10 protein-coding genes are annotated in these 22283 nt (G+C 45.1%); all 10 read right to left on the bottom strand.

Features of this window, described 5'->3' with window-relative positions:
• Positions 1-437: 437 nt before the first annotated feature.
• The 10 genes from ABD920_RS18720 to ABD920_RS18765 all read right to left on the bottom strand — a co-directional run bounded on the left by ABD920_RS18720 (position 438) and on the right by ABD920_RS18765 (position 22104).
• Entirely contained in the window at positions 438-4391 is a 3954-nt protein-coding gene (locus tag ABD920_RS18720; protein WP_345161067.1) for a malectin domain-containing carbohydrate-binding protein, read from the bottom strand.
• A 462-nt stretch (positions 4392-4853) separates the two neighbouring features.
• Positions 4854-7505: a Kelch repeat-containing protein gene (locus ABD920_RS18725; protein ID WP_345161069.1), complete on the bottom strand. Its 2652-nt coding sequence runs from the start codon at positions 7503-7505 to the stop codon at positions 4854-4856.
• A gap of 1096 nt (positions 7506-8601) precedes the next feature.
• Entirely contained in the window at positions 8602-10578 is a 1977-nt protein-coding gene (locus ABD920_RS18730) for a T9SS type A sorting domain-containing protein (protein WP_345161072.1), read from the bottom strand.
• A 1808-nt stretch (positions 10579-12386) separates the two neighbouring features.
• Complete coding sequence (locus ABD920_RS18735; protein WP_345161074.1) at positions 12387-13649, bottom strand: O-antigen ligase family protein; 1263 nt, start codon at positions 13647-13649, stop codon at positions 12387-12389.
• A 14-nt stretch (positions 13650-13663) separates the two neighbouring features.
• Positions 13664-14803: a glycosyltransferase family 4 protein gene (locus ABD920_RS18740; RefSeq protein ID WP_345161076.1), complete on the bottom strand. Its 1140-nt coding sequence runs from the start codon at positions 14801-14803 to the stop codon at positions 13664-13666.
• Between the two features lie 18 nt (positions 14804-14821).
• Entirely contained in the window at positions 14822-15718 is an 897-nt protein-coding gene (locus ABD920_RS18745) for a glycosyltransferase family 2 protein (protein ID WP_345161078.1), read from the bottom strand.
• A gap of 560 nt (positions 15719-16278) precedes the next feature.
• On the bottom strand, positions 16279-17253 hold the full coding sequence (locus tag ABD920_RS18750; RefSeq protein WP_345161080.1) for a glycosyltransferase family 2 protein: 975 nt from the start codon (positions 17251-17253) through the stop codon (positions 16279-16281).
• Positions 17254-17398: 145 nt separating this feature from the next.
• On the bottom strand, positions 17399-18895 hold the full coding sequence (locus tag ABD920_RS18755) for a lipopolysaccharide biosynthesis protein (protein WP_345161082.1): 1497 nt from the start codon (positions 18893-18895) through the stop codon (positions 17399-17401).
• Between the two features lie 74 nt (positions 18896-18969).
• A complete protein-coding gene (locus ABD920_RS18760; protein WP_345161084.1) occupies positions 18970-21306 on the bottom strand; it encodes a GumC family protein in 2337 nt (778 codons plus the stop codon).
• Positions 21307-21318: 12 nt separating this feature from the next.
• The gene (locus tag ABD920_RS18765) at positions 21319-22104 is read right to left on the bottom strand and encodes a polysaccharide biosynthesis/export family protein (RefSeq protein ID WP_345161086.1); all 786 of its coding nucleotides are present in this window, start codon (positions 22102-22104) and stop codon (positions 21319-21321) included.
• Positions 22105-22283 lie beyond the last annotated feature (179 nt).

Genomic DNA, 22283 nt, shown 5'->3' on the forward strand with positions numbered 1-22283 from the left:
AATCTAGTAAAGTTGTATTGTGCTTTCATAGTAAAGTTTTGGGTTAACTGCTGTCAACGCATCAAACAACTAGTATTGCCGCAGTTATGCTGGTATGTCATTGATGTAAAGGCTGGTTCACAGTATATAAATGATTGGAAGGTGTGACCAACATTAACTGATCCCTGTCAGAGTGAAAGGTGTTAAATCGGTCTGGCATTATCTAAAATGGAATAAGGGCTAAACAGTTGACTATCAAAGTATATAATTGAAATTATTTTAATTTATCTCAAAATAGTATACGTAAAACACTAAACAGAGTCATTAATAAATAGCTAAACAGTAGATAATTTTTAAATTATATGGTTAAACATTCAATCTTGTAGCCGAACCCACTCCTAATAAAAGCAAAGGCGCTGCAAAGTTGCAGCGCCCTATAATAACATGTGTTGCGGAAATTAGTAAACCAAGAGTTTGGTCTGGGCTTTACCGTGTGGCCCCTTTGCTCTGATGATATACATGCCCCGCCTCATTTGGCTGTGCCCTTGCATTTCGACTTGTGCAGAGCCTTGGCTGTCAGTTTTTGCATCCATAGAAGAGACAACTCGCCCCAGCACATCATGCACTGTAATTGTTATCGCCTCTTCCTTTCCGAAACTGGTTACTTCAGCATATATCTTCCCGCCGGAGGTAGGATTTGGGTATACAAGCAGCGCTGCCCCCGCGTTTTCTTGCAGCACAGCAGCATTCTCCACATTAAGAGATGAAGCTAGGGCACTTGCTGATGTAGCTTTGAATATCTCCAATCCCGCTATTGCCAATCGATCTGCTGTCGGGTTAAACTTGAGGTTCAAAAGGCCATCCGATACGTTTACTTCAAAATCCTTCACAAGCGCACTTCTGTACCCTACTTCACTGTAGATGTCAAAGTTTGAAAGGCGCAACTGATTTCCTATGGTGGTATTGAACACCCTTGCCCCAACTGCCGAGAAGTAGTTTTCTACGAAGTGCATTCTGACCATATAACTGCCATTAGCGATCGGAATCTCATATCTTGTTTCAGCCAGGTTGGCACTTGCAGACAGATATGTCTGGTATAGCACATCATCGTCCGTGGCAGCTACAGGCGTCGTTACTAGCTGCTTATCCAGTTTGATGCTGCCCTTACGGTAGTTGATGTCTGCCTCCCACACTTTACCGCCAATGGTAACACTGGCATCAGCAGCGCCTTTTATGCGTTTGATAGCTGATATTGTTGCGGTATTGTCGTTCGCAATGCCATATAGCGGTACACGTAGCGGCGAAGCCGCGCTATTGTAGTATACTAGCAGTGCGGCGTTTTTGATGCCGCGGCTATTTGGTGAAAACTTTACCGAAACACTAGTAGAAGCCTGCGCTGCAAGGGTAGTGGTGGCAGGGGCAGTAGTTGAGAAGTCGGCCAGGTTTGGCCCCACAATCTCGACTTTTTGGATTTGAACAGCAGGATCGCTGCCACCGGAGTACGTGCCTCCCAGGTTCTTGATGTTCACAGTTAGGGTTTTACTTGACCCCGCCATTACAGCGCCAAAATCAAAATCGGTTGTTGGAGTAGCACCCAATTCTGAGTAATGAACCGGCCCCGCCTCTGGCTTCACATTGCTGACATAATATATATTGTCCTGGTAATCGTAGTTCGTGTACTGTGTACCTAAGTAATCCATGCCCAGCAGGTAAGCGTTCGGTATAATGTTGCCATTGCTATCCACAGCTTTCCAGATGCGCATAGCTATTTTATCCTGATAGTTCTTCTCTCTGTCAGAGTAAGAATAGAACACCCTAAAGCCAAAGGCTGCTGTCGGGTTAGCCGTAGTTGCCGTCGGAGTGAAGGAGCCTTCCGCAAGCCGGGTAGATCCGTTCCTTCTCGGCAGCAACGACTGAGCGTCCAGATTTTCGTGTGTAAACAGCACTTTACTAGTTGTACTGCCTTTGTCATACCACTGAAAGGTTTCGGTCTGTGAGCAGCAACCATGGTAAGCGGCCATTTGAACAACGTGCACAGGCTTACTTGGGTCTACCCTCAGGAAATAGGCAGAGAGAATTTCATCTGAGTTGGGCATTATGTAGGAACCGTCTGAGACGCCATCGTTCGAATTAAACCCAGTTCTAGAACGGAAGCCAAGTGCGTTGATGATTTGCTGCGCGTGCGGCTCTGAGCCACCCTCTCCCTGCTTTTGCCACAGGCCCCTCAGTTTAACTTCTTTATAAGGAGTTAAATCATCGTTGGAGTAGATCTTCAGGACATCCTCTAACACCTTCACCTCTGTTGCCTGGTCTACGGCAATGAACTCTATTAAAAGCTCAGCATATGCTTTCGAGTTGATGGATAGCGGAAGAGCGGCGGAAGCATTGAAATCTACACCGTTGATCTGAGCTATTTTCCAGGCCGCCGGGTTTGATAACACCAGGCTGCTAACCACAAGAGCACCTGTTCCTTTGTTATGAATGCGAAGCTTTACTTTATTATGGTTCTCGTTATACGGTGTGTAGGTGCCGTCACTATTGGTGCGCCTCCAGGGTATTTGTACCAGCGAGAATGTCAACTGGTCGGGAGCAGGGAAAAAGTCCTGGTTTTCGATGACCATGTAGGTATTGCTTTCTGTGGCTGTGACAACACTAAAGCTATACAATTGTGTGATCGTTTCGTTACCGCTATTGTCTCTGGCTTTGGCCCTGAAAGTATAATTCCCTGGGTTTGATATCTTGACTGGCGATGTATAGGCAGTATAAGCACCATTATTTAGGCTGTACTGTACGGATGCAAGCCCAGAGCCGCCTTCGTCTGAAGCTGTTACAGATACGTAAACCTCATTTTTGTAAACACCTGACGATTGTTCGGTGCCAGTAAACTTAACACTAGCCACAGGTGGAACTATATCCTCTCCAGTCGTTGCCGGACTGATGATAATATAATTTATCTTCGTATTAGTACCGCCTGTCGCATCTACAGTCAGTTTTCCGTCACCCACACTCACAACAACTGTTGCTGATTGGAACTTTTGCTGCGAAGAAGGAACAAAACCAGCGATAGCTGCTTTACCCTCTACATTTATCTGATGCTTGCTATCTGTGTAGCTCGGATCTCCCGCACTAACTGACACATTATAACTTCCGTTCGGAACGACATACTCCCAGGTGCCCGGTACCTGACCGCTGTTTGTAGCCTGCATCTGTGCTAACGTCCTCAGGCGAGCTTCCAAGGTGCCTGATCTTTCGCGCATGTTTGCAGTGAGGTCTTGGGGTTGTTTTGTGGAAGGGTTTATCCATCCATATCCCCTGCCCGCATCAAAAGGCAAGCCGCTGTCCTTGATATAGCCTGAAGGCGTAGTTGATGCCGCTAATTGAAAATTCACCTTCACTTCCTCACCTGTATTTGCCGCAGCTGCCTTCGCAATCACAAAGTAGTTTGTCTGGGCTCCTGCGGCCGGACTCTGCATGTTGCCGCCCAGGCTCACCGCCCCGGCCGGGAAGCTCTTGCTGTAGAGCTCCATGTGGCTGATCTGTGAATCGTCCACCCCAATTCTGTCCGTGATTTTTTGCCAGCCGCCCAGCCAGGCAGGCAGCGCCGTGGCCCGCGGGTCATAGGCGATGTACACCGTGGCGCTCTCGCCCAGGGTGAAGGAGAGCAGCGACGAAGCCGTACTTCGCTTGTCGTCGTTGGCTGTTCTGATGAAAGCCGCCCCACTTAAGGACGTCGGTACGGATGTGACAGTATAGGTCCTGTCAGTGTAGTGGGTAGCACCTACTGCCAGGCTTCCCAGCGCGTAGCTCCGCCCGCTGCTGGCTGTGATGTTAGATATCACCCCCCCCGTCGCTGCCTGCGCGGCCTTCGCCACCATAAAATAATTGTTCTCGGCCCCTGCGGCCGGGCTCTGCATGTTGCCGCCCAGGCTCACCGCCCCGGCCGGGAAGCTCTTGCTGTAGAGGTCCATGTAACTGATCTTCGAGTCGTTGACCCCCACCCGGTCCGTCAGTTTCTGCCAGCCGCTCAGCCAGGAGGGCAGCGCCGTGGCCCGCGGGTCGTAAGCGACATACACCGTCGCCTGCTGACTTAGGGTGAAGGAGAGCAGCGACGAACTCGTGTTGCGCTTGTCGTCATTGGCCGTGCGGACCATCGACGCCCCCGCCAAAGAGGCCGGCACGCTCGTCACCTCATAGGTGCGGTCCGTGTAGTGGGTAACACCTACTGCCAGGTTTCCTAAGACATAGCTCCGCCCGCTGCTGGCAGTGATGTTAGACACAAGACTGGCGTCCTGCGTCTGCTTTTCTACAGCATATGCCGCATTACCATAAGTAATGCTGATAACCAGCAGCAACAGCCACTTGATACTCAATAATAAGGTGCCATTAAGATAGGTTGTATATTGTTTTTTCATTTGTGCCAATTGTAACTTTTAAACTATATATTATATGGTTAAATCAGTTATTTAATGAAAAGGTCGCGCCCAGTAGCCTTCACTGGACTGCGCACAGCATGGATTGAAGTTTGTGCCCCGAACACATGAATGGCTTAGTATTTTGCATGTGCATGATGTTCTGGCCGTAGGCCACACTTATTTCTCAGTTATCTTATACTATTCCTATCAACTGCATACTGCGCATGAAGCTGTTCTTCAGAACCCACCCCTGCCCCTCCACAGAGGAGAAGATCCAGGCAGGTGACATGCAAGGCGCTTGAACCAACTGGTATGGGTATATTGAGCTACTTTCATATAATGTATCCCTTCCATTGCAACCTTTACTATATCATTTAGACTTCATGACTCTTTGTAATGAGTTAAACGCATCCTACAGTAGTAAAACCTTAAGGATTATCTCAACATACTTTGCTAATACGATTACTTTACAAGGATTTTGGTTTGGGCTCTTCCGCTTGCAGCACTTACTCTGATAATAAAAAAACCATGAAGTAGTTGCTTGTGCCCCGGCACCTCAGTTTGCGCATTACCCAGATTGTCAGTCACGGCATTCGCACTTGCGACAATTCGTCCAAGCATATCATGCACTGTAATGGATAAAGCCTCCTGCTTACCGAAATTAGCCGCCTCCAAAAAAACCGCCCCCCCAGAAGCGGGGTTAGGATAAACTGTTAATGAGCGGTTGTTGCTTTCTGCTTCTGACAGAGCCATGTCAAAAGTGGTTGCTCTCATATCCTTGGTAATACTTGAAGAAAGTGTTGCCTGCGCGGCCTTCGCCACTACGAAATAATTGTTTTCGGCCCCTGCGGCCGGGCTCTGCATGCTGCCGCCCAGGCTCACCGCCCCGGCCGGGAAGCTCTTGCTGTAGAGGTCCATGTAACTGATCTTCGAGTCGTTGACCCCCACCCGGTCGGTGAGTTTCTGCCAGCCGCTCAGCCAGGAGGGCAGCGCCGTGGCCCGCGGGTCGTAGGCGATGTACACCGTGGCGCTCTCGCCCAGGGTGAAGGAGAGCAGCGACGAACTCGTGTTGCGCTTGTCGTCGTTGGCCGTGCGGATCATCGACGCCCCCGCCAAAGAGGCCGGCACGCTCGTCACTTCATAGGTGCGGTCCGTGTAGTGGGTAACACCTACTGCAAGGTTTCCCAAAGCATAACTTTTGCCACTTGTGGTAGCTACATTACTGATCAAGCCTGTAGATGGTGCCTGCGCGGCCTTCGCCACCACGAAATAATTATTCTCGGCCCCTGCGGCCGGGCTCTGCATGCCGCCGCCCAGGCTCACCGCCCCGGCCGGGAAGCTCTTGCTGTAGAGGTCCATGTAACTGATCTTCGAGTCGTTGACCCCCACCCGGTCGGTGAGTTTCTGCCAGCCGCTCAGCCAGGAGGGCAGCGCCGTGGCCCGCGGGTCGTAGGCGACATACACCGTCGCCTGCTGACTTAGGGTGAAGGAGAGCAGCGAGGAACTCGTGTTGCGCTTGTCGTCGTTGGCCGTGCGGATCATCGACGCCCCCGCCAAAGAGGCCGGCACGCTCGTCACCTCATAGGTGCGGTCCGTGTAAGCTCTCACACCCACCGTAAGCTCCGCCAGCACGTAGCTCCTGCCGGAAGTAGCCGCAATATTGGTAATCAAGGGGTTGTTCGTATCCGGGCTCTGATTTACAACATTGAACGCTATCAATAGGGATGTACCCGCAGAGCCGCCTCCACCTGAATTCGTATATGGCGTGGCTTTCAGGGTATAGCTGCCAACGGCAGGTGTCCAGGCACCATCATCTCCCATCAGGTCATAAGGGACCCTGGATTCTGTCGCGCTTTTGCTCTGGGTGCCGCTCAAGGCAAAGACCACGCTGCCTACCGTAGCAGGACTTGTAGTGGCGCGAATATTCAGGTTCTTGGTAGGCAAAGTAGCCAAGTTTAGGGTTGCCCCGTTCGTGAGTGCTTGTATCTGACTTTTCGTATCAGCGTTCATCAAGGTAAAGCTTAACACCTGTTGCTCTCCGGCCTGCTCTCCAGGTATACCTTTATAGGTGGTGCTTGAATTGGAACCGCCAGTATAATAAATATTTCCTCCTAATAATGCGGCCACACCGGAATAACGCGACTTTGGTAGCGGCGTAATATTCTCCCAGGTATTTGTTGAAGGCGTGTAGGCAGATACCATGTTAGTTCTGCCGGTTACGTGTTCCGTCTCACCGCCTAACACTATTATGCGTTCGTCCACTACAACTACAGCTGAAGATATATGCCCTCTGCCATTTGCCCCGGTGGGGACAGGCAGGTCGGCTACTAGTTTCCAGGTATTTGTCACAGGGTCATACTGATGCACCAGCTTCGAGGTAGTCAGGTTGCTGTCGTGGCCTGTTTGCCCGCCGATGAAATAAATCTTGCCATCATGAACGGCAGAACCGGCGTGGTGGCGAGGAGACGGAAGGCTTGCCAGCGTTTTCCAGCCCGCAGCAAGGTCATTCAACTGAAGCACATAATGATTTCCCAGATTCGATGTACGGGCGGCGTTCGTGCCGCCTATGTGGTGGAGCCTACCATTCAGGTATTCTAACTGCCCTGCGGCTACCGCTATTGGCAAGTCGGGCAAACGCTCGTACCGATCAGGAGTAGTACCATCAGAGACTACATATTTCCATACTTCCTTTGTACCAAAAATCTGTCCGGTTCCGGAGGAGTTGGAAGTATAACCGCCGGCAAAGTAAATGTTGGTGCCATCTGTGGCAAAGCCGGCATGTGTAACACCACCGTAACTTGTCCCATTCATAGGTGGCATGGGGGCAATAGGCGTCCAGGTATTCGCAATCGGATCGTACCTGTAAGCACGGCTTGTCGGTGTGAAGGTGGATTTCTGGCTGTCAAACCCCCCGAAGGTATAAAGTTTGCCGTTCACTACCTTGCCTTGTCCCTCTGTGACGGTATAAGGCTGGCTAGCAGCGGTGCCCCACGTAATACTGGTGAATGACGATGCTGCTATCCCATCACCGTCTGAGATCGTAGCACCCGCTCCGCTATAAGCTGCCCCTGCAGCCTTGTCGAAAGTAATGCTTCGACTTTCAGGATCAACCATGAGACGGGAAGTAGCGCTTGCTTGAACGCTTATGATTAATACAACCAACAGAAGGGTTATCCTGCCCCCAAGTGAAGAAAAGCAGAACTGAGTAAGGTTAATGTAATTCTGTTTCATCTGAACCTGTTGATTTAATTGGCTAAATAGTGAGACCATAGGCGCAGCGCATTTTTCATGAGGTATGCAGAAAACAGATTTTTATTCCCGCCTTACGTCGCTATAATGATTTTTACTGCTTCAACTTCATGTAAATTGTATTTCCTCCACCTTCTGATTCCTAAATCCACTCATTATTTTGACTATGAGGCTTATTAATCGAAAGCAAAGGTTTTGAAACAATCCTTGTTATAACTGGCATATTCTATCAAGGTAAATTATTTATACGTAATATATTTAAATTGTTTCGCAAAAAAGTTAAAAAACATAACCTTTAAATATTATAGATATTCATATGTAGGATAAATTTCTAAGTATGTCTGTTAGAAGAAGGCATGCAATTATTAAGTTGTGATTTCTGAAATTCATCAGGAGGTTCTAAAGATAACGGCAACCAGTGCAACGTCTGTTTTAGAAATGGGCTTGCAGTTAACTTTGCGGTATGCATCCGGTAATTTTAGTCAGGGAATGCGCGACCTTGCATAGCAGAGCCTCATGATCTGCCCTCCCCCCTCTCGTATTTCTGGCGCGCACTCATGATAATTATATGATGTAATAAGCAGACAGTTGCTTTTTTTCAGAAAAAAATCGAATCTATAATCAAGCAAATTCCATGTACCAGTCCCTTGAATGGTTGATTAACGGGGTGAAACTATTCCGTTTGGTTTGGGAATCAAACATTCTGTTTGGATACATGATACCACGTCGCCTATACCTTTATTTATATATGGCTCTTTATCCTTTTAAATGAAAGGGGGGCTGCATTTTTAATGTAGCGCTGGAAGGAATTATGGAATATGTGATATGGCTTATTGCGTCCCTAATACAATACCCCCTGTAAAAAGAGAAGCCGGACTTAGTGCCGGCCTCTCTTTTTACAGGGGGTATGGGAATCATTAGTTCCTCAATCGAAGAACTATGAGTGGAGGGGTAGCGTGGTTTATTCCACAACGATACGCTGCGATGAGCGTCCTTTAGGAGTTATTACTTCCAGTATATATAATCCTTGACGGAGGCTGTTTATATCGACCGCTGTTTTCAACCCGGAAGCAGTTGTTTTCTCCTCCTGGGTAATCATTACCTTGCCATCTAAATTATAGATGTTTATGGTTGAAACGCCTTCGCCCGTCTCACTTGCTTCAACGTTGATCAGTGAAGTCGCAGGGTTAGGGTAGGCAACAACTCCATCGATAGCTTTGAAGGATAGAGAGGCAGAGTCCGCAGACAGGTTACTTGAAGAAGTAGCCGACAGGCTGTTAGACACAGTAAAGTTTATGCTATAAGATGTACCTGCAGTGCCGCTAGCCTTTGTGCCGGAATAAGGCGTTGCTTTAAGGGTATAGCTTCCAGTGGGAGGAGTCCAGGCATAGTAGTTCCCATCTGTGTTATCAGCATACAAGGCATAAGGTGCTATGTTTTCAACGATGCTTTTACTTTGAGCGCCGCTTAAGGTTAATTTCACGCTTGCCATGCTGATAGTGCCTTTATTGAAACGGATGTTCAGGTTCTTGGTCGGCAAAGATGACAGATTAATAGTTGCGCCGTTAGCAATGGTGATAATATCCCGGTTGGTATCAGAATTTATCAGGGTAAAGCTCTCTCCTCTTGATCCGGTAGAAGATGCGCCGCTCGTTACCACATTGAAACCAATGCTCAGGGCTGTTCCAGCCGTTCCGCTTCCACCGGAAGAAGTATAAGGCGTGGCTTTGAGGGTATAGCTTCCCGCAGAAGGCACCCAGGCGCCGTTGTCGCCCATAAGGTCATAAGAAGGATTGGACTCGGTGGCTGACTTGCTGGCTGACCCGCTCAACGAGAACTTAACACTGCCTACTGTAGCCGGATAAGTGTTTGCACGGATGTTGAGGTTCTTAGTTGGCAGAGTAGACAAGTCCAGGGTAGCGCCATTTTCAAGCGTCCGTATATCTTTTTTGGTGCTGGCATCGAAGAGCGTATAGCTCACCACCTTCTGCGCTGTTGGGGAAGGGTCAGGAGAAGATGAAGCACCATCGTTCAGAACATACTTAATGTGTTTCGCATAGTTTATGATCATTGCATCATAAGTAGCTTCGTTATATACAGTGCCATTCAGGTGCCCGTTAATGCCTTTCAAGTTTTCGAGCCTGCCGGAAACGTTATCCCACCAGAAAGCACCGCTAGCCTTATAACCATCATATGAAAAAGTCTGGATGAGCTTCACATATTTTGCTAAAGTTTCTTTCTTCATGATCTCACGCCCATAATTAGGATCGTTGAAGTGAATTCTGTGCCAGAAAAAAGGAAGAACCGGCTTGTTGTGCTTCTTGCCATATTTTAAAGCTGTTGTCAGGTTTTCACGCAGATAACGGAGGTTACGCTCATGCCCTACAGTTTCGTCAGCATATACATTATACACAGAAGGGGTCAGAAAGTCCAGGTTAGAAACTATCCTGTCATATTTCCCAGCCGGATTATAGTTCTCATATTGCCAGGTATTCCAAGTACGGTATGTAATCCCGTACATGCTTACATTAACATTTGGCCTATAGCTCTTTACTTCACTTATCAGTTGAAGAATTTTGGCTTCTGCGTTTTTAAAACGGCTGTCTGTTACCGGATAGTTTCTTAAGTCAGTGTATGGCTCTTCTTCCCAGTCAAGCACTAACCACCCTTTGCTGGTGGAACTTGGGTAATATTTATTAAGGAAGTCTCTGATTTTCGATCGGCTGATAGTAGTGTATTCAGGGTATTCAGCAAAAGAACTTGCCATCATAATCTGAACATTGTCCCGATCATAGCCACTGCTTGCGAAATAATCTTCCATCGCATCGCCATTAAAACGGGTTTCGATCATGTAAATATTAAAATTCGGAGCAACCTGCGCAAAAGATTGTGCTGAAAAGGCTATGATTGCAAGAACAAAGAATAAAATTCTCTTCATGTCTGGTAGTAACATTATTGTTTTTTTTTGAGGATTTTCTAAAATTTATAGTCTAGTATTAAGGAATAAAGCCAGTCTCAGTAGCTTTTCTTCTTGGTCAGCCGATCATGCCGATCAGCTTTGCAAATAAAGTGGCCTCTGCGCCTCAAATGCTGACAGACGACTAAAGAAAAATCCTCGGCTAAAAGTTGATTTCTCATAAACGTTCAATTGTTAGTAGTTTATAATTCGTTTCGAATCAAAACTATACAAAAAAACATAGTTGCAAACTACACTTACTAAATTCTTTTAAAATTTATATAACCTGTAAATATCATTTAATTTTTTAAGTTTCTAATTATTGCATAATTATTAAAACGCACTGTTGAGACAGATAACAAACAAGCTAAGCACCTTATTTAGCCGATTCATTAGAATCAGTTAAAATACCTTATTAATCAATGGCTTGAAAGATAATTAAAAGACATTAGACTATGGGAGAGAGGAAAACATTCAGCAAGAACTAAATGCTGCAACATAGATCTTTATATTATTATTTACTTACAGCTAAAATGAAAATCTACTATATAATGAAACCTATATCCATTTTATCTGAAACATCAAGGATTTTAATAAAGCTATAAAAACGCGTGCGGAAACTTAGAAAAAATCAAATCTTAAATTTTTATTCAAAATCAATCACTAAAAATAATCCAATATGTTTCAATATATATAATTATAAATTCAAAATTATATATATACAAATAACACGAAGAGGAATAGGTATCTTCAAATCAAATAATTACCTCAGAATTTAATTTTTAACAACTTACCACATTACAAACCATTTGCACTTTATCAATTTAACAAATGCCATTATGTGCTTCATTGAAATTGCACTCCTTCAAAAGGCTCTAAATTATTAGAATGCCTATTTTTAAAACAAGTATACTTAAGGGTGTGATGCTTGGAACTTTCAGCAATTGGGAACCATCTTGCTGTAAAAGAGTATAAAGATGCAATAGAAGGCATTTTCACTTTATTAGGGTAACGTAATGCATCTGCTAAAGTCATAACCGTACCAAACACACTTTTACCATTAAGTCATTAACAATCAGCATTTTATATATAAATTAGGATTTATATATAATGTAGAACTATTCCACACTTTGTAGAAATTAGGGACAAACTGTGATACATTTCCTCCAAAATGCCTACCCGCTGCTTCAACATTATCTCATAGTGCAACTATAGTTAAAACAGCCTATTGCTAAACAAGGGCACATAGGCTTTGGTAACTGCAAGACCTTAAAAAGTACAGGTTATGTTACTGTTTCCAGTAGGTTGAGTATAACTTCATGTGCCTCAACAACTCTCTAAGGAAGCTATATATCCAAAGTTATGCAGAGCTGGGAAAAGCAATAGAAACGGGTTGCAAAGGCGCTGCGATTGGCGCAAACTGCTTAAGCCTGATTAGGTAAAGGGGTCCACTTGCTCGGAAAGTCAGAACAGCTTATAGGACTTTTTAACAACAACGGTATAATATCCTAATGCTCTATATTAAAATATCCCCATACCCCTCAATAATGGCTTCATCAAATCATTATTGAGGGGTATGGGGCATTTGATTTGAATAAGCTGCCTTCTGAAATGAGACAACATATTAAAGGCGCATCAAAAGGAACAATACAGGAGAAGGAGGATATCTTAAATGAGTCAGCCGGCCCTGCTAAAATCGATGCAAAATAGCTGATTTTTTTGCTTACTAAAATAGCGGGTGTATGAAAAACTGGTTATGGGTAGGCTAATATCTCTTTGGAGAGACTTTATCATGCTCCGGCTCCAACTCGTTTACGCCCAAATACCTGCACACGTTGAGTAGTGGCAACTTCAGATCTGAAGTCCACACATAATACCATCGCCATAGAGACAAATAACCAGCTGGCGCCATATATTGCACCGCTAAAACTGTTTTGGATAATGTTCTGTAAGAAGATGGCAGCTATCCAGGAAAGCTCCGGCTTGTGTTTGAAGATGTACAGGGATTGCAGCATTGTTTTAACTATTATGAACATAAATGGTATAAAGCCCACTATACCCGTAGTCATCAGCACTTCAATGTAAATATTATGCGGATAATGACCAGTCTCAGGCACCTCTAAGCTACTACCAAACAGCGGAGAATCATAAAAGTGGTTCAGTGCGTACTCCCATATCCCGATTCTGGAGGCAGAGGAACTTCCAGAGCTGATGTCCTCTTCAATCCCCATGAATCTGCTTATTACAGAACTGCCAAATTGCTCACTCAGGGCCACCACCCCAAAAGAAAACAGAACGAAAGCGAGCATTAAATAAATGCTTGTAAGCTTGCTGCGGTGGTTTAGTATAAAAAGAATAAAAGGAACCGCGAGAGATAGAACAGATCCTCTGGAAGCCCCTAAGAAAAAGGGTATGCAAGACACGCCAGCGATTAACCACAGCGTCAGTTTTGTGAATTTAGAGTTCTTTTCTGTAAGCAGCAGCAGCAGCGCCACTCCCATTGTAAGCGAGCCAGAGTATGACAACGCCAGTGGTGATATATAGTTCTCATCCTTTGACACAGCTAAAGATATTCTTCCAACTGTTCCGATAATATCTTTATAAAACACGAAAGATAGTAACGCTAATATAAACCCCGATGACAATATGGCCCACTTATATAATTTCAGATCGGTAGGCAATTCCTTCTTTAAGAGCAGGAACAGGAAAGGCAGAAAACAGAAAGACAGATAGTAGAGCAGAAAAGCACCATTGTTCATGTGGTTATGGACACCACCCAACGTTTCTGTTGTTATTCTGACAATATAAGCTATCGAGAATGCGATAAAGGCTAAAAAAACCGGCTTTTTGCTTTGCTCTTGCCGGCCAATCAGTATAAAGCATATAAAAAACAAAAGCACTATTAATATTCTAACCGGGATAGTGAAATATTGTGAATAACTAAGTCCAAGCAAGTTGCTGCACAGCATGAGCAGTACATAATAACCCGAAAAGGAAAAAAAAATGGCAGTAAAGAAAGACGTGCTGTAGATCTTAAATTTGCTAATCAACATAAGGCTTCCTATATTTAATGAGTTAGGATATCTTCAGAGGCTACGATGTCAAGAAGCCGATCTACATTCTCTGCAACACTATATGTTTTAGCGCATGACTTTGCATATACCCCCATCCCGATCCAACTGGCCTTCTGCTCTAACGATTTGTTAAAGCCATTCTTAAATGCCTCGACCGTTGGGGCATCAACAAGCCAGCCGTTCTTTTCATGCTGTATCATTTCAGACGGCCCACCCAGGTAGTAAGCTAGCACAGGTTTACCGGCACCTAATGCTTCAGCCACACTTATACCAAAGGGCTCCACATTTCTTCTCCCGTTGATCGCAACATCAATGCTGGAGTAAAATTTCGGGAGGTCGTTTACCTCCCCTAAGAAATGTACTTGCTTGCCTGCCAGATTTTTAGCCGCTTTATATACCTGTTTTGAAAACTCAGAATCCAGCGGCCCTCCCGCGACTAACAAATGGCCGCCGTTTTCTGGTATATGGGAGTTAACAAAAGCTTCTACTACTATATCCTGGGCTTTAGCCCGGTGCAGCCTTGCCGCGATACCATAAACAAGCGCGTCTTCTGCGATACCTAATTCTGTCCTAAAGCTAAGACTGCTTGCCTGCACCCTTTTCTCATCGTACCCCATATACACGATGTGCTTGCATTGCTTCCCCAGCGTATTTTTTGTATAAGCGCTGTTCCCGACCGAGATGATGTTATATTTTTCACAAAACAGCTTATAATAGCTTTTAGCCACTCTACGGTTAACAGTGTTCGGGAGGTGCCATACCCCTTTGCAGCTAAAATGCCTCGCTAATAACCCTGCTAAATGGATTGCATTTGGTCTGCAGTAGATGATGGCATCATATGTTACGTCACTGCTGAATTGACTGATCAGATACTTAGAATACCTGTAACCGTAAGTGTAAGCTTTTAGGAGTGAGTTCATGATATGAAAGGGAGACCCGGCAAACTGTGCGTCAAGGTAAGGCACAGTATAGATTATATCGCAAATGCCCTGGTAGACCTTTGCCTGTTCTTCCTCTCCAATTATGACAGCATCAACTTGAATACCCCTTTTTTTAAATTCTTTGATAAATTGAACCTCATATGCCAACACACCGCCCTTGTCACTGCTGAATAGAATTTTTAAAATCCTCATGTTCCCATCGTTTTAATTTTATCTTACTCTTTTACCTCCGAATAGCAGTCTGAAGAACTCAGGTACAATAATCAGGTAAAGATACAGGTTCACTCCAGCTACCTTTACTTTCTCCACCACAGAAAGCTGCTTTGTCTGTGAGAAGAGACCAATCGTTTTATGGATCACAATTTTATAAAACAGGTAAGGGAGAAATAGCAGATTTTTGACTATTCCCTTTGCATTCCTGAGCCTAAACTCCTTTTTCCCGCCAAACTCCCTAAGCTTTTGGTTTCTGAACTCCTTAAAGGTGCTCCGTGCCGGGTGATTAATGATAACCTTGTCTCCATATATTAGATTAAAACCATAAGCGTTGGCTCTTCTGTTCCAGCCAATGTCCTCACCGGACTTTTTATCTGAATCGAACCCACCCACCTTTTCAAACAGCTCCTTTTTGGCAAACAGGTTTGCGGTAACGGAAGCCTTAAGCACCTCCACGGCCCTTTTCTGATTGAAGCTATATATGCTTTCATATAATTCGACCCAGGTTTTCGCCTTCTCGTCTGCATATATCAACTCTATTTTACCGGCAATCCTGTCAACATTACCAGTACTGAACATGTCGACGGCACTTTCTATCCAGTTCTGATGGGGAATACAATCTGAATCAGTGAAGCCAACCACCTCTCCCCTTGCAAGCGCTAGCCCTGCATTTCTGGCGGCGTAAGAACCTGGTTTGCCTTCGCCGATCAGTTTGAAATTATCCGGCAGAGCATACCCTTCAGGCACCTGATCACCAGGGTCGTTGTTGATGATGATCACCTCAAAACGATCTTTAGGGTATGTCTGGTGATGGAGCGCCTGTATGCACAGGGCTAACCTCGCCCAATCATGGTAGGTCGGGATTATGATAGAAACAAATGGCTGGTAAGTCATAGGGTAAAATTAAAGGACAGATACTGCGTTATTTATCGAGTACTTTCTGATATGCGATTTGGCGCTAAATGTTAAGGAAAAAACCGTCGTCTCAATGCAGATTGCTGCGCTTATTGCATGGCATGCCTCTACACGATTTATCTCAGTAATAGGTGACCATTTTGTCAGCCTCTGGGGTGAAAATTACAAGAACCCGGCGCAAGTGTGAACTCTTCAAAAACAGCACCTCTTTCGGTAGCATAAAATCAATACTGACGAATAATTCATAAGTCTATTGAAGCGCTTTTGCAAGGAGTATCGAGTCTACCATGCAAACATCTGATGCTTTGCGAAAAATTACAATATCTCTTCTATATAACATCAGCGGATTTTAACTTTCCCCTTATTAAACGCATTTTGATTACCACAACCTCTCCAACAACAGGCTTGATTCATTTGGTATCAGACAATTGATTAGCCAATTCGTAAAAAGCTTGTATATTGTCTTCGTATAATCTAAAATACTTTAAAATATGAGTTCTTTATAGTGATTGCCTGCAATTTAGGTCCTGCATAAAGCATCAAAACTTTAAAAGATAAAGATTCTTACAGAAAAAGTACTGCCATTCAGCTATCTTCAGGAACGCGTTTGAATAACCATGTTTACGTTTAGAACTGTGCCTGATAAAATTCAAAAAAGCTTTTGTTTTATTAACTAAACCAATTTCTTTAAAGCCTTTGCTCTTCACCTGCTCCTTAAAATAAGGCATGTTCAGTTCACTGATCAGCAACAGGTGGTAGTATAGGTATGCATGCAGTTGTTGCTTGTACTCTGTTTTCAAGAGGTTGTTTTCTTTCAGAAAAGTATATATCCTGCACCTTAGATCATACCTGTTATAAAGTATCTGGAACAACTTACCGGCACTTGCAGTTCTGGACACTGATTCTGGGCGGCCATATATAACCGTATGCGCCTGGTGAAGAACATGTATAGTGGCTCCTTCCTTCATCAACCTGAAGAGCAGGTCATATTCCTGCGAAGAACTAAGCTCCGTACTCCAGCCGTTCGCAGCTACTAATTTCTCCCTTTTCCATAGGAGCGCACTGGTTACCCCCAGCGTGGAGTTAATGACACCAAGCCATGGGTCGTCCTCAATAATAACTTCTTTGGGAGTACTCTGCCCGCTTTTAGCACCGAGCTTGAGATAATCGCTGACTACAACATCGGTTTTCCCAACAGAAACCACCTGCATTTGGGACTCAATTTTTGAAGGGAGCAACTGATCATCGGCATCCAGGAACTGAATCCATTCACCTCGAGACTTAAATAACCCGTGGTTCCTGGCGGCACAGGCCCCTTTGCTTTTCTCTGAATAGACAGTGATCTTATCCGGATGCTTTCTCTCCAAATCCTTCAGAAGCGCATAAGTCCCATCTGTTGAGTTATTGTCAATTAGGAGCAATTCAACGGACGGGTATGCCTGGCCTAAAACACTTGTGACGGCCCTGCAAATAAACTCTTCGCAGTTATAACAGGGTATAACAACTGAAACCAAGGGTATACTGCTACTCTGTAAGCTCATCCATGTTTCTATTTAAAACTTCCTTTTATAAAAAAGCCTTCCTGCAAAACTGCCTTTTGCTTTTAAGTGGAGGAGGCAAATCACAATTAGGCATATAATTGCTGCTGCACGGTATACCTTAGGCGACCTGCTTCACCCTACCTTTCTTTAATTCCCTGTACTGAAGCATTAACTCTTCGTGCATCAACATTACAACAATGCCTGTGTAAGTAAGCCCCAGCACCATAGCACATATTAAATAATGAACACCTGCAAGATAAAGCATGCTTGTTAACACAAAAGACACAGCGCTTGCGATGAAAGGCACTTTTAGGTGCGTGAGGATGTCTTTGATGGATATATCCACAACCTTTTTCAGATAGTATTGGATCAGAATAACCTCCAGCACTTTGTAGGCCACACAGGCCCAAGATGCCCCAACGATGCCGTACTTATATATACCTAATGTAATTAGCGGAGCATATAAGAAAACAGCCTTGAAAAACTGCAGCTTCAGTTCCAGCTTTGGCCGGCCCTGTCCTCTCAGCAGGGAGGCGTGCCCACTCACCAACATGTGGACCATAACAGACAGAGCAAGGATTTTCATAGGCAGTATAGACTCCTCCCACTTGCTCCCAAAGAAGTTAAGAATCAGCGGCTCCCCCAGAATGATAAGGAGCACCATGATCGGGTATATAATCAGGCTGTTGTAGGTCACTACCTTCAGGTAATATTTCTTAAGCAGCCCAGGGTCGTCTTGGTGCCTGCCATATACCGGGTACATCACCTTATTCATCATAATTGTGAATTGATTCCTGAATGTATCCGTTAGTACAAAAGCGAAGGTGTAAACACCCAGGGCGCTGGCACTGACAAGTTTACCGATCAGCAGGTAGTCTAAGTTATACAACAGGTTGTTCAGAATGCTCGTGCCGGTAGTATAGATGCCAAATCCGAAAATATCATTAAAAGCCTGCTTCTCCCATATCAACTTCGGCATCCAACCGGTAGCCCTGAAATAAAGCGGCATGGCAATGACAAATGACGCCACTGAATTGAACACCAGGGACCATACCCCAGCTCCCTGTAAAGCGAGTACAAGGGCAACTGCACCGGCAAAAATAGTAGAGGCATTGCCAATAAAGGCTAACTTCTTGAAATCCATCTTCTTGGTAAGTTGGGCCCTGTGCACCAAGTTGACCGGACTTGACAACACCCCAATGCTTAGAACAGGGATAATGCTCCTGAGCAAAGGCTCATTATAAAAATTAGCCGCTAAGGGCGCAACAACAAAGGTAATGAGCAGGAAAATACCAACTGACCATACAACGCCTGTCCAGAAAGCGGTATAGAAATGAGAGTCGCGCAGATGCTCATCCTTGCGTTGCACGAGCGCAGCTCCGATACCCAGTTCGTTAAAAACCTGAACAAAACTAGTAAACACAGCCGCCATCCCCACCAGGCCAAACTGCTCCGGGAACAGAAACTTAGCCAGGACCAACTTTATTGCAAAGGAAAAAGTCTTGTTGATGATTAACTGCAACACATTCCAGAATACGCCACTTACAATTTTCCCTTTGATATTATGAGGCCCCATTTGTGTCTGACGATTGTCGATAGTTCTGTTAATAATCAATTTAAGCCTAACCTGATGAAGCCGGGGTATAAGTCCTTGGAGAAGTTTCTAAGGAACACCAGGCCTCTGCAATCTTATGCCTCTACTTTCCTGCTGCGGTTCTGGTTTGATGAGGGTGTCTGCTTATAGCCATAGCCATAACCATAACCGGCTTCAACTTTAGCCCCATTCACCACAATCATCGGGTGCTTAAACTTCTGATTTTTATAGATGTCATCTATAATCCTGATCTGCTTTTTATACGTGTAGTTGTTCCTTACCACGTAGATGGTGGAGTTGATATATGGCGCTAAGGCAAGCGCGTCCGCCACCTGCCCGACTGGCGAGGTGTCGATGATGACATGGTCGAACACTTCTTTAAGTTCTTCCAACAGCTTACCTACTTTCGGGAGCAGCATCAGTTCTGCCGGATTTAGCGGTGTAGGCCCCGAACCAATCACGAACAAATCAGGTAGTGTGCCGGAAGGATATATGATATCTTCCATCGCCACCGTATCAGTCATCAGGTAATTCGTAATGCCTTCGTCGTTTGGCAGACCTAGGCTCTGCAACAGCGAAGGCTTCCTTAAATCAAAACAAAGCACGACTACTCGCTTGCCAGTCAGTACCAGGCTGGCACCCAGGTTCAAACTGAAGAATGTCTTGCCTTCGCCACTCATACTGGACGTTATCAGAATCACCCTGTTCTCCTTGCCAATGAAAGCGAACTGTAGATTTGCCCGGATCTGCCGGAACTGCTCCGCCACAGTCGTTCTGCTATCATGGGTCACGACAAGCGGATGACGTGTTTTCTTGTAGGTGATCTCCCCTAATACAGGGGCAGAAGTTGCCAATTCTATATCCCGGACACCCTGTATCTTATCGTTCAGGGCACCCTTCAGATAGATGCCGGCAAACGGCAAGCCTAAGCCCAGTAAAACAGCGAGCAAATATATTAGCTTTGTTTTAGGCAGAGTAGGCTCCTCTTCGGCGGTAGCGGCATCAATAACCCTGGAGTTTGAAACGTTTGCCACCAACGACAAGGCAGACTCTTCCCGCTTCTGCAACAGGTACAGGTAGAGCTCCTGCTTTGTCCCCTGCTGCCGGTTTATCTCCAGCAAATCGCGCTCAATAGACGGTACTTCCTGCACCCTCGACTCGAACTGCGCGTAATTTGCCTGCAGTTGGTCTCGTGTTATGATAAGGCTGTTTTTAATGTTCTGCAGGTTCTCAAGGATGTTCAGGCGCAGGTTCGCAAGTTGGTCGTTCATGCCTTGTACAAGAGGGTTGTCTGGCTGTGTTGTCCTTAGCATCCGCTGACGCTCCAGCTGCAGTTCATTAAATTTGTTAATCAGCCCTAAAAGCGTTGGGTCCTGGATATTCAGCGTGCTTGGCACCAACTCATTCTGCGTTTGCTGGTTGCTAAGATACCTTTCAATCGACTCAAGCACATCAATCTGGATGCCCCAGTCCGTGAGCTGCCTGTTATAGTCGCTGGCTTTCTCCAGGTACATTTTCGCCTGGGAGCCTATGTCAGTCACCTCATTCTTGCGTTTGTACTGCTCCACGTTCTTCTCGACATCAGTCAGTTCGGCAGTAAGCAATTTTAGGCGCTCGTCTATAAAGTCTATGGCATTCGCGGCAATCAGATTCTTTTCCTCATCATCCTCCTTGTTATAGACTTCAATGAGTTTATTAATAATGTCCTTTCCTTTCTCCGGCACGGCATCTATCAAGCCGATCCGTATAACGTTAGCTTCTTTGTTCACGGGTGCTATGTCAAGTCTGCCGCTATACGAGATGGCCATCTTTCTCATGTCGTTGAACCTGACCAGAATATTCTTTGGGGAATCAGGGGTAACAGCCGCCGCCGCCATCACCACCGTAAAGGTGCCATATGGTTTGTTGACTTCCTGACCGAACTTGTGCGAAGTTCTGCTCCCGTCGAATTCTACCAGTTCGAAGCTACTGTTGTCCTTTATATGCAGGGTGACGACTTTGTTGTAAGCACTTTCATCTAATTTACTCACGATCACCTTTGCCGGGAGTTCCTCCCCGTATATCTCTACGTACTTCACCTCATCCTCCACAAAATAGCTGGTATACAGTTCCAGCTCTTCCAGGGTGCGCTGCATCAGGCTCTTTGCCTTCAGCACTACAATCTCGTTTTCGACTTTTTTGTTCGGCTGGAGTATGTTTGCACCGGTAAGGTCTGACAAATCGAATGTTGGGCGGGCACTCTCTTCATCCTTCAGCAGCAAGGTACTGCTCACCCAGTATTCAGGTGTAGCATGAAGCAGGTATACATAGGCTCCACCCACGCATAGTAGCGTAGTGATTATAAACAAGTACCAGTATTTCAGGTACCCGGTGAGTATACTCTTCAAATCAATTTGATCTGACTCAAAAGCAGAAATTTCTCTTTGATCCATGCCCACAGAAGTTTAATTTGATAACCTATAGATTATGAGTGTTGTAACGGATATGGCTGACAGAATATAAGACACAATCCTTGTATTTGTGGTAGCCTGCGCCTCCTTAATCTTGTTTGGCTCTACATATAATACGTCATTCTGTTGCAGGTAGAAATGAGGGGAATTGAGTACATCCTTCGAATTCAGATTGACTCTGGTTAAGCTCCTGACACCATCCACTTCCCTTATCAGCAATACATTGTCTCGCTTCCCATATGGCGTCATATCACCGGCAAGGCCGAGCGCCTCCAGCATATTGATCTTTTCTGATGGGATGGTGAACGTGTTTGGGTTCTTGACTTCTCCGATAACCGTAACCCGGAAGTTCAGGAAACGAATGTTCACCGTTGGTTCCTTAACATACCTGTTGAGCTCGCTGATCAGTTTCGCTTTTACCTGCTGTTTAGTCAGCCCCCCCACCTTCACTCTCCCCAGCACCGGGAAATCTATATAGCCGCTTGCGTCAACCAAGTAGCCGGAATTGACAGCATTCTCTTCATACGTCATAGCGCCACCCATGGCCCGCGCAACAGACCGCCCGCCACCAGAAGTGTTAAACAGCACATTCGACTCCGGATTAGAACTACTGACAGTGATTCCTAAAATATCGTCTGTTTGTATTGTGGGTTCTATAGTGTTCTTGATATTCTCTCTATATATTGCCTGCTCCGGTACGTCACTGAAATAGGCTAAATTCCTTTTGTTGCAAGAAAACAGGGTGAATAGAGTTAGAGCGTAGAATAAGATTCTTTTCATTCGTTAGTTTATAGGATAAACATTAGTGAAAGTGGTGCAAGCATAGTTAGGTTTGATTTGCAGTTTTTTCTCTAAAGGCATCTAAAGACAATTAATTAATAAAATCCTTGAGATAACCATATCTTACGAAATACATTCTTTAAAGTATATATGTAATGTTAAATTAAATTAAAGAATAA

The organism is Pontibacter saemangeumensis (assembly GCF_039541895.1).
Taxonomy (GTDB): Bacteria; Bacteroidota; Bacteroidia; order Cytophagales; family Hymenobacteraceae; genus Pontibacter; species Pontibacter saemangeumensis.

What these genes read in the sequence shown, in the direction of transcription:
- ABD920_RS18745 (WP_345161078.1), bottom strand. Translation starts at nt 15,718, where the DNA reads ATGACTTACCAGCCATTTGTTTCTATCATAATCCCGACCTACCATGAT.
- ABD920_RS18740 (WP_345161076.1), bottom strand. Translation starts at nt 14,803, where the DNA reads ATGAGGATTTTAAAAATTCTATTCAGCAGTGACAAGGGCGGTGTGTTG.
- ABD920_RS18725 (WP_345161069.1), bottom strand. Translation starts at nt 7,505, where the DNA reads ATGGTTGATCCTGAAAGTCGAAGCATTACTTTCGACAAGGCTGCAGGG.
- ABD920_RS18720 (WP_345161067.1), bottom strand. Translation starts at nt 4,391, where the DNA reads ATGAAAAAACAATATACAACCTATCTTAATGGCACCTTATTATTGAGT.
- ABD920_RS18760 (WP_345161084.1), bottom strand. Translation starts at nt 21,306, where the DNA reads ATGGATCAAAGAGAAATTTCTGCTTTTGAGTCAGATCAAATTGATTTG.
- ABD920_RS18765 (WP_345161086.1), bottom strand. Translation starts at nt 22,104, where the DNA reads ATGAAAAGAATCTTATTCTACGCTCTAACTCTATTCACCCTGTTTTCT.
- ABD920_RS18730 (WP_345161072.1), bottom strand. Translation starts at nt 10,578, where the DNA reads ATGAAGAGAATTTTATTCTTTGTTCTTGCAATCATAGCCTTTTCAGCA.
- ABD920_RS18735 (WP_345161074.1), bottom strand. Translation starts at nt 13,649, where the DNA reads ATGTTGATTAGCAAATTTAAGATCTACAGCACGTCTTTCTTTACTGCC.